This is a genomic window from Acinetobacter sp. CIP 102136, assembly GCF_000369685.1.
Taxonomy (GTDB): Bacteria; Pseudomonadota; Gammaproteobacteria; order Pseudomonadales; family Moraxellaceae; genus Acinetobacter; species Acinetobacter fasciculus.
This window is the reverse complement of the sequence record NZ_KB850142.1, coordinates 1256434-1271543: the sequence shown is the minus strand read 5'-3', so window position 1 is coordinate 1271543 and position 15110 is coordinate 1256434. Positions and strand designations below refer to the sequence as shown.

Genomic DNA, 15110 nt, shown 5'->3' with positions numbered 1-15110 from the left:
AAATAGTTTATGCTCTAATCTTTAAGTGACCTTAAAAATAATAGCCTAATCAAACTAAATTCTGTTTATTTTTAATTCAATTCGAATACATGATGTAGAAAAAATTAAAATTAATCAGTTTCAGCATCAATCAGTTGGTCATAAAAGTCTCAATAAAATCATGATCATGTAATTTTTTTGTAAATTAATACATTACAAAATACTCAGTTTATGCATAATGGAATAGTCTTAAGTTGCATAGGTTAAATTTTAATGGATCCCTCGCCGTGCGTTGATCTTCCATCTCTATTTCTAGCTTACTCGAACGGGGTCATTTTCTAATGGAATTTTTATTAGATCCCGGAATCTGGGTAGGTTTAATTACTCTTATTATTCTTGAAATTGTTTTAGGTATTGATAACCTAGTCTTCATTGCCATTCTGGCTGAAAAACTTCCTCCTGAACAACGCGATAAAGCACGTGTTATTGGTTTGTCTCTCGCATTATTCATGCGTCTAGGCCTGTTATTTGCCATTGCCTGGTTGGTCACTTTGACACAACCATTGATTACTGTGTTTGACTGGACCTTCTCCGGTCGGGACCTGATCTTGTTATTTGGTGGCTTGTTCCTGGTGTATAAGGCCGTTACTGAGCTGCATGAAAAGATTGAAGGTAAACCTGAAGTCACAGTGTCTACCAATGTGGTATATGCAAGTTTCACTGCTGTTGTTGCACAGATTGTTGTTTTAGATGCTGTTTTCTCTTTAGATTCAGTAATTACCGCCATTGGTATGGTCGACAACATTTATGTCATGATGGCTGCCATGATTGTTGCAATGGGCGTGATGCTATTGGCATCGAAACCATTGACCAATTTTGTGAACCGTCATCCAACCGTGGTGATTCTGTGTTTAAGCTTCCTACTTTTGATTGGTATCAGCCTGATTGCAGAAGGTTTTGGTTTCCATATTCCAAAAGGCTATATCTATTCAGGTATTGGTGTTGCGATCATAATCGAAGCATTCAACCAGTTCGGTCAGCGTAATGCTGCTAAACATGAATCCAAGATTCCTTTGCGTCATCGTACGGCTGACTCGATCCTGAAGTTAATGGGTGGCAAGCTAGAGACGACCGACAGTCAAAATAATCAGGCACAAGAAACCTTTGCAGATGAAGAACGCTATATGATTGGTGGGGTGCTTACCCTTGCAGAGCGTTCAGTCGCTTCGATCATGACGCCGCGCGGTCAGATTTCATGGGTTGATCTGGAAGATAGCCCAGAACAGATCCGTGAAAAAATTCTGTCTGTTCCACACAGTCTGTTCCCGGTATGTCGCGGTAGCCTAGATAAGGTGATTAGCGTAGTACGTGCCAAAGAATTATTGGATGTACTGGAAGAGCCGGAAGAATTAAAAGCACTGATTAAACGTCATCGCCCAATTTATATCTTTGAAAAGATGAAAGTTATTGACGCGATTAATACCTTGCGTACTTCTAAAGGTTCTTTGGTCTTGGTGAGTGACGAGTTTGGTAATGTACAGGGTCTGATTTCACCGCTAGATGTATTTGAAGCAATTGCTGGTGAATTCCCGGATGCAGACGAACAGCTAGATCTAGTTAAAATCGATGATACGCACTGGATTGCATCGGGCATGTTAGATCTTTATCAGCTTGAGCTTGAGCTTGGCATGATTGATCTGATTGATGAAGATGCCGGTTATATCAGTGTGGCGGGTTTGATTCTGGATAAAACCAACAGTACGGTTGAAGTGGGCACCGAGTTAAATTATCAAGGTGTGCAGTTCAAAGTCACTGAAATTGAAAGCAATCGTATCAAGTCGGTCAGCATTCATTACGTAGGTTAAACAGGTGTTTTAAACACGTTATTTGTTCAAATTCTAAAAGTCAGTTGCTTTAGTGGCAGCTGGCTTTTTTAATGCATGTCTGTTGAATGTGGCTCATTAAAATAATATGAGCCTTCGTTTAAACTGATTTTTATCAGTTTATTCATACTATTAGTCATGTTCCCGATTGAGCTGAATATCCGGATATTGCACTGAAATTTTAAAGCCGAAAAAGTCAAATCAGCAATCAAAAATAAGCATGATCAGGCTTCAAATATTGATTCATGTAACCTGTTAATCAAAACTTAAAAGTCATATTTAAATACTGATAAAAAATTGAACTACAATTCACATGAACTAGATTTGCATTATGCAAACAGATCTTAAGTAAAATGGAAGCCGTTTGTGTGGAAATCACTAGATAAGTTGTATGAAGCCTATTCAGTTCAGAATAAAACTACTCAAAAATGATCTCCGAAAGAGCTAGACAGAACATTTTTAAGGAGATCAATAGAGCAAATGAGCAGGATCAATATAAAGAGGGGCGTTTAGCTATTCAAGAGAACAAACACCCTGTGAAGCGACTAGTAAACTAAATGGATTCTGGCAGAATTTTAAAGTTGGCGTATTGTCGGATTATTTCAGTATTGAGTTGATGGATTTCATCCAGAAAGGCGACATTAAAACTGCCTAATTGTTGCGCACGTTCAAATGCCAATTGCCCAGCAATAGCAAAATGTACATGTGCCGTTAATGCAGCAAGGGCTGGAGAGGTTACTGCGCTATATGCAGCGATCAGTGCACCAAGTGCACATCCCATCGCCGTGATTCGGGGCTGTAAAGCAGAACCGCCTGACACCTGTATCACAGGATAGTCTTTTGAAATAATGTAATCAGATTCACCGGAGATTGCGATACATTCACAATGATCCAGCAAACTTCGCGCCTGTAAATAAACATCCGCACTGTCTACTGTGCTGTCTACACCCTTGGACTCGATCTGCTTGCCAGCCAAAGCACCAATTTCAGAAGCATTGCCTCGTAAAATCGTAGGCTGGGAATGCATCAACTGATCTACGACGCCAGAACGCCAGCGCAGAACTGTTCCATAACCGACCGGATCAAGCACCCACGGTTTTTGCAATTGATGTGCAGTTTTCGCAGCAAGCTGCATCGCCTGAACCTGCTCTGTCGTCGGTGTACCCAGATTCAGACTGATCGCTGTAGCAGTCTTGGCAAAACTTTCAGCTTCAAACGGATTGTCGATCATGGCCGGAGAAGCATGCGCAGCCAGTACAATATTGGCGACATAGTTGCTGGCCACCGTATTGGTCATGATATGCACCAGGGGCTGCTGTTGCTGAAGTTTCAACCAGGCCTCACAGATCTGATCCAGAAGCGTTTGCTGTAGTGCTTGCGTAGAAGTCGTCATAATGGTCATTTAGAATAAGAGAAAGATTCGTTGTATTCGGTCAGCGGGTAAAATAATGGTCTTGATGCTTGCAGCTACGACAGAACAGGCTGACATAGTCACTGGCATCATAATCCACCGACAGTTCCTGTGAGCCGCAATGCATACAACGTTTTTGGGAATAGAATTTCAGGCGAGGTTCGATCTTGTGCCACGAACGCCACACCGGCTGAAAGAAGATATTTTCATCATAGCCCAAAAACCGATAAAACAGGATTTCGCTCATCTTGCTGAATGCCAGTTGCGGTGGACGCGGCAGGGTAGAGGTTTCCCATTTTTCTGTAACTGAACGTTCGCGGTACTGCTGCAAGGTTTTTTTCAGCAGATTGGTATTAATAAAGTTTTCATTGCGGGGCTTGAGGGCTTTTTGTTTATATAGATATTCCAGCCCGGTCTGCACCAGATAATAAATCTGACCCACAGCTAGTACATCCAAAAGACGATAGCAAAAGGTCTGAAAGCTCTGATTTCCGGCAATTTGCACATTCCAGCTACGGCAATAGAATTGGGCAAACTGAATGATTTCTTCATATAGCAGGCAATAGAGTGCATCTTTGACTTCATCTGCACTTTTAAAGGGCACACCTTGGCTCAGGTTTTGATAAAACCAGTTGCGCAGCTGCTGGGTGATACTGAACAGGGTCGGTTCAGAATAACCATCCAGTCGCACATTAATATAATAATGCTGATTTTCCTGCTGGAGATCTTTGGGAATCAGAACCTGATCCCGGATCAGGCTTTTTACCAGACCATGTTGGAACAGATAGTTGGGACTGATGGAATAATATCGAATTTGATGCCAGTCAATATATTCACGGTGTTGGCTATATTCCTGCACCTGTTCATCCAGAATCGCAAGTAAAAACAGTTTATTGATAAAACTGAGCTGATTCAGCTCAAGAACCGGCCGATCCTGCTTTTTATGATATTGACGGTTTTCCTGTAAACGGACTTCCTTGAGCATGCGTTTACGCTGCGCCAGACATTGTTCGCAATAACAATTGTGCTTTTGATCGGAGTAAAGCTGATGCTGGCAATGGCTGCATTCATGATAGCTCAGCTCCTGATCATATTGTTCTGCCTCAATCCAATACATCGATGCCTTACACAATGGGCAGTGAGTACTTTCATCAAGCTGTTTTTGCAGAACACTGAATACCATGGTCGCGAGCAACTCTAGAATGGAAGGGCATTTGATTATACACGGCTGATGAGATGCAAACGTAGTGGACTGGTGCAATTTTTCTAAATCAAAATTAGTCACCCAAACAAGAGAAGAGCTACCGAAGTAGCTCTGATTTTAAAAACATGAAATGACGTTTTTTAAACCGGGCAGGGTAATGTGTCGTCCTCCTCGCCGCGATGTTTGGCATGAATTAAGGCCTGAACCTTTTTAGAGGGAACTTTTTTGGTACCCAGTGCATCGTAGGTGTTGAGAATGGCAGTCACTTCATGAGCCTGAAGCGGAATACCTTCACAGCTCATCAACAGTGCAATCACTTTATGATCAATATTGGCCTGATCCAAGGTCTGCAGAGTTTTAATATTTTCGATCCGTATTACATGCTGTTTTAAATACATGACTCACCTCATCATCGTTATCATTATTCTTTCATTGGAAGTGTGGAAAAACACAGTTTAACTGTAGCAATAAGTGTGCTCATTTTTTAATCTGCATTTATGCGGTACTCTGCAAATAAAATTATATATTTTTAAATCAGTTATTTATGAAAATGTAAGAAATTATGATTCTGACTATTTTTATGGCACAGATATTTCTTATGTAGAGCCGAGTGCTGCCCATTTAGGCAGAATGCATTGAAAGTGGTGCATGAAATGCCCATATTAGATCTGACAATACAAATGCACAGACAGCGTTTCAAACTTGGCGTATGATTTTGACATGAACAATGTCGAACACGATAAAAGATTAGGACAGGACATGAATATTGCGGCAAACCCGGTGATCGAAGCGGATCAAACCATTTATTTAAAAGACTATCAAAAACCTTCCTTTGTCGTCGATTCTGTAGACCTGAATATTCAAGTCTACAGTGACCACAGTCTGGTCAGCAGCAAGCTGGAGATGCAGCGTCAGACTGCTGGCGATCTGGTTCTGCTTGGCCGCGATCTGGAACTGCAATCGATCCGGTTAAATGGTCAACCCCTGAATGACAGAGACTACCATCTTGATGCTGAACAACTGGTGATTGCCAATGTGCCTGATCAAGTGTCGCTTGAAATCGTGGTTAAAATTCATCCTGAAAGTAATACGATGCTGGAAGGTTTATATCAGGCCAGTTCAGATCTGTTTGTGACCCAAAATGAACCAGAAGGGTTCCGTAAAATTACTTTCTATCCAGACCGTCCTGATGTGTTGTCGGTCTTTACAACGCGTGTAGAGGCAGACAAGAAATATCCGGTCTTGCTCGCGAATGGTAACCTGCTGGAAACCGGTGAAGTAGATGAAAAGCGTCACTATGCCGTGTGGCAGGATCCAACCAAGAAACCGAGCTATTTGTTCGCCTGTGTCATTGGTGATTTGGCAGTGATGAAAGATTCTTATGTCACGTCAGAAGGCCGCAATGTGGCTCTGGAAATCTACGCAGAAGAAAAAGATATTCCAAAATGTAAGATTGCCATGGAAGCGCTCAAACATTCCATGCGCTGGGATGAAGAGCATTATGGTCTGCCTTATGATCTGGATAACTACATGATTGTGGCGACCAGTGCATTCAACATGGGTGCCATGGAAAATAAAGGTCTGAATATCTTCAATACTTCATGCGTGCTGGCCGATGAAGAGTACACCACTGATGCCGCAATCATGCGAGTGCAGTCAGTCATTGCACATGAATATTTCCATAACTGGACTGGTAACCGGATTACCTGTCGTGACTGGTTCCAGTTATGTTTGAAAGAAGGCTTGACTGTATTCCGTGACCAGTCTTTCTCGGAAGATTTACAATCGGCTGCGGTACAGCGTATTGATGATGTAGCAGTTCTGAAAGCACATCAGTTCCCGGAAGATTCAGGGCCGCTATCACATCCGCCGCGTCCAGATCATTTTGTAGAAATTAACAACTTCTATACTGCCACTGTTTATGAAAAAGGGGCTGAAATTAACCGCATGATGGCGACCTTGCTCGGTAAGGAAAAATTCCGCCAGGGTACAGATGAATATTTCCGCCGTCATGATGGTCAAGCAGTAACAGTTGAGGATTGGGTGGCTGCACTGACAGCAGGTTCAGGTGTGGATCTTTCAAACTTCCTGACCTGGTACAATCAGCCGGGTACACCTAAACTTCAAGCAAAAGCTGAATATGATGTAGAGACACAAATCTATCGCCTCAGCTTTAAGCAAAGCCTGAAAACCCATGCTAAATATCCAAATCTGAAAGCCGTACCCATTCCAGTGGCTTTGGCATTGTTTGATGCTGAAACCGGTGAGCAGCTAACGCTGAACTCTGAGGCACTCTTTGAAAATGGCGTCAAAGATGGTGTGTATCTGTTTGATCAGGATGAAGCCACGATCGAATTTAGCGGTGTGACAGCAAAACCGGTGGTGTCCTTGCTGCGTAATTTCTCTGCACCAGTGAATCTGGACTTTGACTATTCAGAAAAAGAACTGGCTTTCCTGTTGCAATACGAGACCAATGGTTTTAACCAGTGGCAAGCAACTCAGACCTTACTCGAGCGTATCTTGCTGGATGACCAGCCTGCAGAAATTTATATCGAGGCTATGCTCAATACCTTGCCGGATGTGATTGAGAAAGATCCGCTGTTGGCATCACGTCTGTTTGATGTACCGTCGGAAGGTTATTTAGGTAGCCGTATTGATCAGGATTATAATCCGGTCATGATTCAGGAAAAGCGTGAGGCTTTGCTGCATACCTTGGCACGTGCTTTTGGAGAAACAGCGAAAGAAACTTATCTTAATCTGGATCCTGATCTGCAATCTGAATTCTCACAAGCGATGGGTGTGCGTGCTTTAAGAAATATTATGCTGACGATGATTGCTCGTCAGGGAGATGCATTTGCCTTTGATTTAGCCCATGAGCAATATCACACAGGCAATATGTCTGAACGTTTGGGTGCGCTGAAAGTCTTGGTCTGGAATGATGCACCACAAGCAGAAGAAGCTTTGGCAGATTTCTATAGCCGCTTTGAAGATGAAGCCTTGTCTTTAGACCAATGGTTTATGGTTCAGGCAGCACATCCAAAAGCAACGGATGCAACGATTGCGTATCTGACCCAGCATCCGGATTATGATCTGGCTGTGCCTAACCGTATCCGTGCAGTGAGCGGGGGGCTGAATGCCAATCCGGTCAATACCTGGAGCTTTGGCGTGCAGCATTTTATTGGACTGGCAAAATATCTGGACGAGAAAAATCCGATTGTAGGCTCACGTTTGCTACAGGTATTGTCACGCTGGTATACCTTGGCAGAACCGCAACGCAGTGAAGTGAAAGCACAGCTTGAAACCTTAAAGCCACTGGTTAAATCTAAAAATGTGTCTGAGACACTCAATAGTATGCTCAGCGTATAACATCAATATTCATAAAAAACCGGATCGACCTGATCCGGTTTTTCATTTCCTGTTTATTTCAAACGCTGGCTTTAAATACAGTTGAATTTCTCTAAAGGCTTAGGTAAGTACTAAAGGGTGTTACAGTATGATTATATGGAAAAGAGTATTTGTTTATTAAGCTGTAAGCTAGGTAAAGGGATCTACAGATTCGCTTACTAGAGGTTGTCCAAGATATGTTAGTGAAAATTGAAGATGGTTTTTATTTAAATAGCCAGCATATTATTGCCGTACATGTCAGCAAGAATCCTGAAAATGGCTTACTTGAAATCTCCATTCAATATACGCCGCATTCCATTCAGCAGGTCGGAGAATACAAAAAAGTATTTCAAAGCCAGCTTGATGCTGAAATATTCTTAAGTGAGTTAAATCAAAAACTTCGCTAAAAGCCTGCATCATACAGGCTTTGATCAAGCATCTTATTGTCTGACGATGAGGACTGGAATAGAGGAAAGTGCCAGAACATTCTGAGCGACACTGCCCAGCATGAGTTTTTGCAGACCCTTACGACCATGTGAACCCATAATAATGACATCAGTCGGTGATTCATTTGCAGCCTGTAAGATTCCTTCTGAAGGTGCCATACCATGCAGGATTTTTGTCGTGACCTGTATGCCTTCACGAACAAAGCTCTGTTTCAGGTCATTTAAGCGATCAAGCGCATTTTGTTCTGCATGCATAAAGTAATCTGTGACTGCTGGAGCAACTTTATAAAAATCTACGCCCTTAAAAGGGTCAACCGCAATGACACTGAGTAAGGTGACATGGCTATGAAATACTTTGGCCAGTTCGAGGGCATGTTCTGCGGCAGCATAGGAAATCGAGGACTCATCGAGTGCTACGAGAAGATGATCATAATTATTCATGGTGCTTCCTGATATTTATTATTGCAGTAAGGAGAATAGGGGTTAGGTGGGTGAATCTCCATAACGTACGGTTTGGTTTGAAATCAAATATAGAAAACCGAGTAATGCGCACCTTGAAGATGCGCAAAGCTTTGATTATTTTTTCACGATCAGAACCGGAATTTCACTGGCACCTAAAACATCCTGTGCAAAGCTGCCCAGAATCATTTTCTGGAAGCCTTTACGGCCATGAGAACCCATAACAATCAGATCTGCTTTTACTTCATCAGCAGTTTTGGCAATGTGTTCGGCATTGACCAGACCTGTGACGATCCGTGACTGAGCTTCAATACCTTCAGTCGCTGCAATCGCAGTGGCTTCTTTCAGGGCATTTTTGGCATTGGCATGCGCCTGTACAAAATATTCCTTCATGATAGATGAGCTGTAATAGAAATCAGCTTCAGTAAAAGGATCTTCTGCAATCAGGCTGATCAGGGAAAGCTGGCCACCAAATGCTTTGGCAATTTTTGCAGCATGTCGTACTGCGGAAAAAGAAATTTCTGAGCCGTCTACCGGAACTAAAATATGCTGATAGGCCATGATTTTTTTACTCCAAATGTTTATTTTTCGCTTCTGATTCATTGATAGCACAGTGACTCTACAGGTGCAATTGCAAAACCTAAAAAAATGAAAAAACTCATTAAATTACAACTATTATTCACATAAAACTGTAAAGAAATGGGCAAATAAATCCGAGCAAAAAACTGGGGATTTTCACCTCTGCTGCCAGAACGAACTGGATTAAGTTTTTGGTTTTTGAGCATTTCAGTTAAACTGCCTGCGCTTGATTTTTATCAATATAGGGAAATTGAAATTGTGAGATATATCGCGGTAAATCTTGTGCTGGTCAGCTCGATGATGTTAGCGGGCTGTCAGAATACCGTACAAAATAGCAGGCTAATTGCCAGTGCCTTCAATATGACCACGGGCCTACAACAAAAAGTGATGGATCGTTATGCTCCTGAAACTGTTCGGGTACAGAACAATATCGTGTACCAGCCGCTACAGGATTTAAGCTTCGATCTATATCAACCGCAGAATATTCAGAATCTAGGCCCGAGACCGACCATTGTCTGGATTCATGGGGGAGGCTGGATTTCAGGTTCGAAAGAACATGCACGGGGTTATTTCAAACTGCTGGCGGCACAGGGCTATAATGTGGTATCCGTACAATACCAGTTTGCACCAAAAGCGACCTATCCAAGCCAGTTGCATCAGATCAATCAGGCACTTGAGTTTCTAGATACTTATGCAGACACCTACCAAATCGATGCCCAGAACTTATATCTGGCCGGAGATTCTGCCGGGGCGAATATAGCTAGCCATTACGCCGCGCTTTTGACCAATCCTGTATTTGCCAACCAATCCGGTATTCAGCCTCATCTGCAACCCGCGCAGCTTAAAGGTTTAATCTTGCATTGTGGAATTTATGACTTGGAAGCATTTGCCAGCACAGCGCCTGAAGAAATGAAAATTATTGAATGGGGTGTCTTTAACCTGATTCAGGCTTATACCGGCGAGCGTAAATATGATGCCGAGTTTTTAAAGCAGATTTCTCCGATTCAGTATATTACGCCGTCTTATCCGCCCGTGTTCATCAGTGGCGGGAATAAGGACTTCCTGACCGATACTCAGTCGCTACCATTTGTAAAAGCTTTGAAGGAACAGCAGATTCCTGTGACTGAAATATTTTATCCAGAGTCTAAGGCCTGGCTCATTCATGAATATCAGTTTTTTATGGGCAAAAAGGAAAGTCAGCAAACTTTTGTCAAAACCCTGGATTTTTTACATCAGCTTTCCCCGTGAAGAGAAAACTGTGCAAAATGAATCTCTCAAGATTGATCGTGTCAGATCGTCCCGACAGCAATCATTGAAAAATAGTTTGGAGTTTAAAAAATGAATCCTGTGTCATGGGCATATTTATTGTTGGCATTGGCTATTATTGCCGAAGTGACTGGATCAACATTTCTGGTGAAGTCTGAAGGCTTTACCCGATTATGGCCATCTCTGGCAGTAGTCGTTTTATTCTGTATTGCGTTTTATTTGCTGTCTCAGGTGATTAAAGTAATCCCCTTAGGCATTGCATATGCAATCTGGGCGGGAGTAGGCATCGTTCTTACGGCAATCGCAGGCTATGTGATCTTTAAGCAGGCGCTAGATTTGCCCGCTTTTATCGGGATTGCACTGATCATTTCCGGTGTGGTGGTGATTAACCTGTTTTCCCAGACTGCAGGGCATTAAAAAGGCAGACAAGGTAGCTGCCTCATTTCTACAATAAGCTTATGCCACTTGCGGTTTAAGCTTAAACAGCAAATAAACCGTCAAACCAAGTAGCAGTCCCCAAAAAGCGGAGCCAATACCAAAAAACTGGATATTAGAGGCGCTAAACAGGAATGTCATCAGTGCTGCTTCACGGTCATGACTGTCCTGAAAAGCCAGCGCGATATTGTGGCCAATGGTGCCAAACAGGGCAATGCCTGCCAATACTGTAATCAGAATCCCCGGAAAAGCCATTAGTACACTGGTCAAGGTCGCAGCAAAAAAACCCATCAGGATATAAAACAGGCCGCAGCTCATACCGGCAATATAACGTTTGGCCGGATCAGGATGCGCTTGGACATCCAGGCTGACCGCCGCACTGATTGCGGCAAGATTGACACTAAAACAGCCAAATGGTGCCAACATCGTCTGTGTAATACCCGTCCAGCCTAGAATAGAATTTACTTTCGGCGGATAACCATAACTTTTGATGACGGCCAAGCCAGGCAGGTATTGCGATGCCAGATTAATCACCATTAAAGGTAAGGCCAGTCCTAAAACAGCTTGCAGGCTAAATTCAGGTGTAATCCATACCGGCTGGGCAATACTCCAGTTCAGCTGCGGAATAGTAAAATTAATAAAGAACGGACAGAGGGCAATAGCCATTAACACGGTAATCACGATGCTATAGCGCGTACTCAGTTTTTTGGAAACCAGATAAATCACCAGTACACAAAGCACGAATTCCCAGGACTGTTGCAGACTGCCAAAGACCGAGATGCCAAATTTTAATAAAACACCTGCCAGCATGGCACTGGTCAAACTTTGTGGAATAAACTGGAAAATTCGCTCGAAAATTCCAAAAAATCCCAGACAGGCAATCAGGATGCCAGAAATCAGAAAAGCGCCAATTGCTTCACCCAGACTATAGTGACCGGCAGAAGCAATGACCAGTGCCAGACCGGCAGTCGACCAGGCGGTTGAAATCGGATAACGATATTTCCAGGAAAGCAAAAATCCAGAAACTCCAATACCTATACCCAGTGCCCATAACCAGGAGCTAATTTGTGCCTGATTAGCACCTAGGCTTTGAGCGGCTTCAATGACCAGTACGGCGGAAACACTAATACCAATCATGCAGGTAATAAAACCGGCCATGACGGCAGGAAAGGAGAGATCTTGTAAAAGTTTTGGCATCATCCATGACACTATTTTTAAATGCGTTTAAATCATACGCTTTTCACGTATCAACACAATGTTTTTAACAATTTTATCCAAAGGTCTACTGGTTTGAAGCCGATCATTGCTAGAAAGTTGAAGTCGCCAGTTTAAGGCCAAAACCGCAAAACAGGATCCCGACCGCTGCGACACAGCTGGCAGTCACTTTATAATTTTGGTTGAAATAGGACGCCAGTTTTACACCAGAAAAAATCAGGATTGAAAGATAGGTCATACTGATCAATTGCAAGATTACAGCCAGAAGCGTGAATGTCAGGGCTGGATAAGGATAGGCAGGATCGACAAACTGCACAAAAAAAGACAGATAAAACAGAATCGCTTTGGGATTTAAAATACTGATTGTGAGCGCTGTACGAAAGGGCTGAACAGATTCTACCGTATCTGGAGTCGTCTTTTTAATCTGGACGCGTTGTGATGACTTTTCCGGAAAGAAAGTCTGGTAGGCCGCAATGATTAGCTTGATACCCAAGTAACTGAGATAGATCGCTCCAATAACTTTCAGTGCAATAAACAGTACCGGAAAGGCATGCAGTAAAGAAGCTGCTCCCAATGCTGTACATATAATCAGGATCAGATCACCGGTATAAACCCCCAAGGCACCCATATATCCCGTCTTAATCCCAAAGCGCGAAGCAATCGACATGACATACAGGGAATTCGGCCCGGGCAGTAGCACAATCAACGTGGTTCCAATGATAAAGGTCGTTAGATCTGTGATACCAAACACGAAAAACTCGCATGAACAAAAAAGCCGATGCGGCATTATAGCAACATCGGCTTGGAGAAATTTGCTAAATTTTCTTTAAATCTCAGTGGTACTCAGGAAAGTTTCACGTAATAAAGCAGCCAGTTGCTCACGGGCTTTAATGAAACCGTCAATGCCGCCTTGCAATAATTCACTGGCCATCGGATCCTGTTTCAGTTGTGCTTCAAAATCGGCAGGGCTGATTGGGCTGAGTTCACCTTGAACTTTAATATCTTTGGCTGAGAGTTGGGCCTGCACTTCACGCTGATCATTTTCCAGTTCGGCCAGCAGGTTTGGTGCTACCGTGAGCAGGTCACAGCCGCTCAAGCCTAGAACCTGATCAATACTGCGGAAGCTGGCACCCATGATTTCAGTCTGAATACCATGCGCTTTATAAAATTCATAAATACGCTTAACCGAAAGTACACCCGGATCTTTTTCAATCGGGTAAGACTCAACGCCTTCAGCTTTTTTGTACCAGTCCAGAATACGGCCGACAAAAGGCGAGATTAATGTTACTTTGGCATCAGCACAGGCATGGGCCTGATGCTGACCAAACAATAAAGTCAGATTGGTATGAATGCCTTGTTCTTCCAGTGCTTTCGCTGCCTGAATGCCTTCCCAGGTAGACGCGATCTTGATCAGAATGCGGTCTGAGTCAATTCCATATTGCGCATAAAGTGCCAGTAACTCTTTGGCTTTGGCAATGGTAGCTTCAGTATTAAAGGACAGCGAAGCATCGACTTCCGTTGAAACACGACCTTCAATCAGTTTTAAGATTTCTACACCAAATTTGACCGTTAAAATATCAATAGTCCGTTCAATCAGAGCGTCATCTGCATAGCCTTCTTGCTGGGCTTGCTGAAAAGCAGCTTCAATCAAGGCCTGATTTTCAGGTTGTTTTGCTGCTGCAGTAATCAGCGATGGATTGGTGGTTGCATCAAGCGGACGAAATTTTTCAATGGCACTCAAATCACTGCTGTCTGCCACAATGGTCGTCAAGTTTTTTAATTGGTTTAATGCAGTTAATGTCATTACGATCTAGTTCTATGGTTATTGCTTATGCTTTCTTATATATCATAAATGGCCGGTTTACCAAGTAGACTGTCGTTGAATTTCTGTGATTAATGGCCGGTTTTACGTTGTTTGCGCAAGTGATTAATCAAAAAATGAGCAGCTGTGCCTAATCGGGTTTCTCTGCTCCAGACCAGATCAACAAAATATTCAAACTTTGGGGTGAAATCGAGCAGGTTGAGAACCTGTAACTGATCTTGCAAATGTGGCTGCTCATTCAGCATTTCGAGTGGCAGAACCCCCCAGCCCAGTCCTTGCTGAATCATGCTGCAAGCCGAGTGGTGGTTGTCGGTGCGCCAGTAATTTCGTGAAAAGAGTAGTTCCGGCTTGATGGTGCGATCCCGACTGGCCACCACAATCTGCCTGTTTTGCAAAATCTGTTCATAACTGACTTGATCGAACTGACTTAGGGGATGCTGTTTGGCGACTACAGCCACCAGTACCTCACGTTTCAATTCCACAAACTGTTCCCGTGTTTCCAGTTGTTCGCGTTCAAACATCAAGGCTAGCTGCGCTGAACCTTCAAACAGCATACGATGTGCATCTTCCTGAGGTGCACTGAATACATTGACTTGCAGTGCAGGAAATTCCTGTTCTAGCAACACAATATAATCGGTCCAGCGCGTATGCAGCAATTCTGAAACTACCACAATATTCAATTCAGATTCCAAGCCTGAACTTAGGGCTTGAGCATGCTGTTTCCACTGGTTCATTTCTACCAGTAGCTGCTGGGTTTTTTCATACAATACCTGCGCTTGTGCAGTTGGTTTCGGTTCACGACCTATACGCTGAAACAGTTCCAGATTCAGGTCAATTTCCAGATTGGCAATGGCCATGCTGACTGCGGAAGGTACTTTACCCAGTTGACGGGCAGCTGCAGAGAAAGAACCGGTTTCCATCACAGTTTTAAACATCAGCAGCTGTTCCTGATTAACATTCATAATTTTATCTTTCATTTTTACTGATAGATTCTAACTCGAATAGTCAGATTTAAAGAAATAAAATT

Annotated in this window: 14 protein-coding genes; 5 read left to right on the top strand and 9 right to left on the bottom strand. The window is 43.0% G+C overall.

Translation table 11 applies throughout. The features are described 5' to 3' along the window. Positions 1-320: 320 nt before the first annotated feature. Positions 321-1844 carry a TerC family protein gene (locus tag F893_RS11450; protein WP_005247303.1) on the top strand — a complete coding sequence of 508 codons (1524 nt, stop codon included), beginning with the start codon at positions 321-323 and terminating at the stop codon, positions 1842-1844. Between the two features lie 571 nt (positions 1845-2415). Here F893_RS11450 and thiM read toward each other — a convergent pair. From thiM to F893_RS11435, 3 genes are all read right to left on the bottom strand, one after another. Next, a complete protein-coding gene (thiM, locus tag F893_RS11445) occupies positions 2416-3264 on the bottom strand; it encodes a hydroxyethylthiazole kinase (protein ID WP_005252211.1) in 849 nt (282 codons plus the stop codon). A 31-nt stretch (positions 3265-3295) separates the two neighbouring features. Further along, on the bottom strand, positions 3296-4456 hold the full coding sequence (locus F893_RS11440) for a hypothetical protein (protein ID WP_005106588.1): 1161 nt from the start codon (positions 4454-4456) through the stop codon (positions 3296-3298). 161 nt (positions 4457-4617) lie between these two features. After that, complete coding sequence (locus F893_RS11435; RefSeq protein ID WP_005252210.1) at positions 4618-4875, bottom strand: hypothetical protein; 258 nt, start codon at positions 4873-4875, stop codon at positions 4618-4620. A gap of 361 nt (positions 4876-5236) precedes the next feature. Here F893_RS11435 and pepN point away from each other — a divergent pair, with 361 nt between their 5' ends. Then, positions 5237-7843 (top strand): aminopeptidase N, encoded by a 2607-nt coding sequence (gene pepN / locus F893_RS11430; RefSeq protein ID WP_005252209.1) that lies wholly within the window; start codon positions 5237-5239, stop codon positions 7841-7843. Between the two features lie 215 nt (positions 7844-8058). Then, positions 8059-8268 (top strand): hypothetical protein, encoded by a 210-nt coding sequence (locus F893_RS11425; RefSeq protein WP_004278836.1) that lies wholly within the window; start codon positions 8059-8061, stop codon positions 8266-8268. Positions 8269-8301: 33 nt separating this feature from the next. Here the strand turns inward: F893_RS11425 and F893_RS11420 are convergent, their stop codons facing one another. Together F893_RS11420 and F893_RS11415 are read right to left on the bottom strand one after the other, a co-directional pair. Next, on the bottom strand, positions 8302-8748 hold the full coding sequence (locus tag F893_RS11420) for a universal stress protein (RefSeq protein WP_005252208.1): 447 nt from the start codon (positions 8746-8748) through the stop codon (positions 8302-8304). 135 nt (positions 8749-8883) lie between these two features. Then, positions 8884-9327: a universal stress protein gene (locus tag F893_RS11415; RefSeq protein ID WP_005170452.1), complete on the bottom strand. Its 444-nt coding sequence runs from the start codon at positions 9325-9327 to the stop codon at positions 8884-8886. Positions 9328-9642: 315 nt separating this feature from the next. Between F893_RS11415 and F893_RS11405 the strand changes: the two genes are divergently transcribed. Both F893_RS11405 and F893_RS11400 read left to right on the top strand, forming a co-directional pair. Further along, a complete protein-coding gene (locus tag F893_RS11405) occupies positions 9643-10593 on the top strand; it encodes an alpha/beta hydrolase (RefSeq protein WP_415867376.1) in 951 nt (316 codons plus the stop codon). Positions 10594-10683: 90 nt separating this feature from the next. Continuing rightward, entirely contained in the window at positions 10684-11028 is a 345-nt protein-coding gene (locus F893_RS11400; RefSeq protein ID WP_005252206.1) for an SMR family transporter, read from the top strand. Between the two features lie 39 nt (positions 11029-11067). Here the strand turns inward: F893_RS11400 and F893_RS11395 are convergent, their stop codons facing one another. From F893_RS11395 to F893_RS11380, 4 genes are all read right to left on the bottom strand, one after another. Then, on the bottom strand, positions 11068-12243 hold the full coding sequence (locus F893_RS11395) for a benzoate/H(+) symporter BenE family transporter (protein WP_005252204.1): 1176 nt from the start codon (positions 12241-12243) through the stop codon (positions 11068-11070). 109 nt (positions 12244-12352) lie between these two features. Next, complete coding sequence (gene leuE, locus F893_RS11390) at positions 12353-13012, bottom strand: leucine efflux protein LeuE (protein WP_004278829.1); 660 nt, start codon at positions 13010-13012, stop codon at positions 12353-12355. Positions 13013-13087: 75 nt separating this feature from the next. Continuing rightward, entirely contained in the window at positions 13088-14065 is a 978-nt protein-coding gene (gene tal, locus F893_RS11385; protein ID WP_004645437.1) for a transaldolase, read from the bottom strand. 89 nt (positions 14066-14154) lie between these two features. Then, positions 14155-15045 (bottom strand): HTH-type transcriptional regulator AceR, encoded by an 891-nt coding sequence (locus F893_RS11380; RefSeq protein ID WP_005263303.1) that lies wholly within the window; start codon positions 15043-15045, stop codon positions 14155-14157. Between the last annotated feature and the right edge of the window lie 65 nt (positions 15046-15110).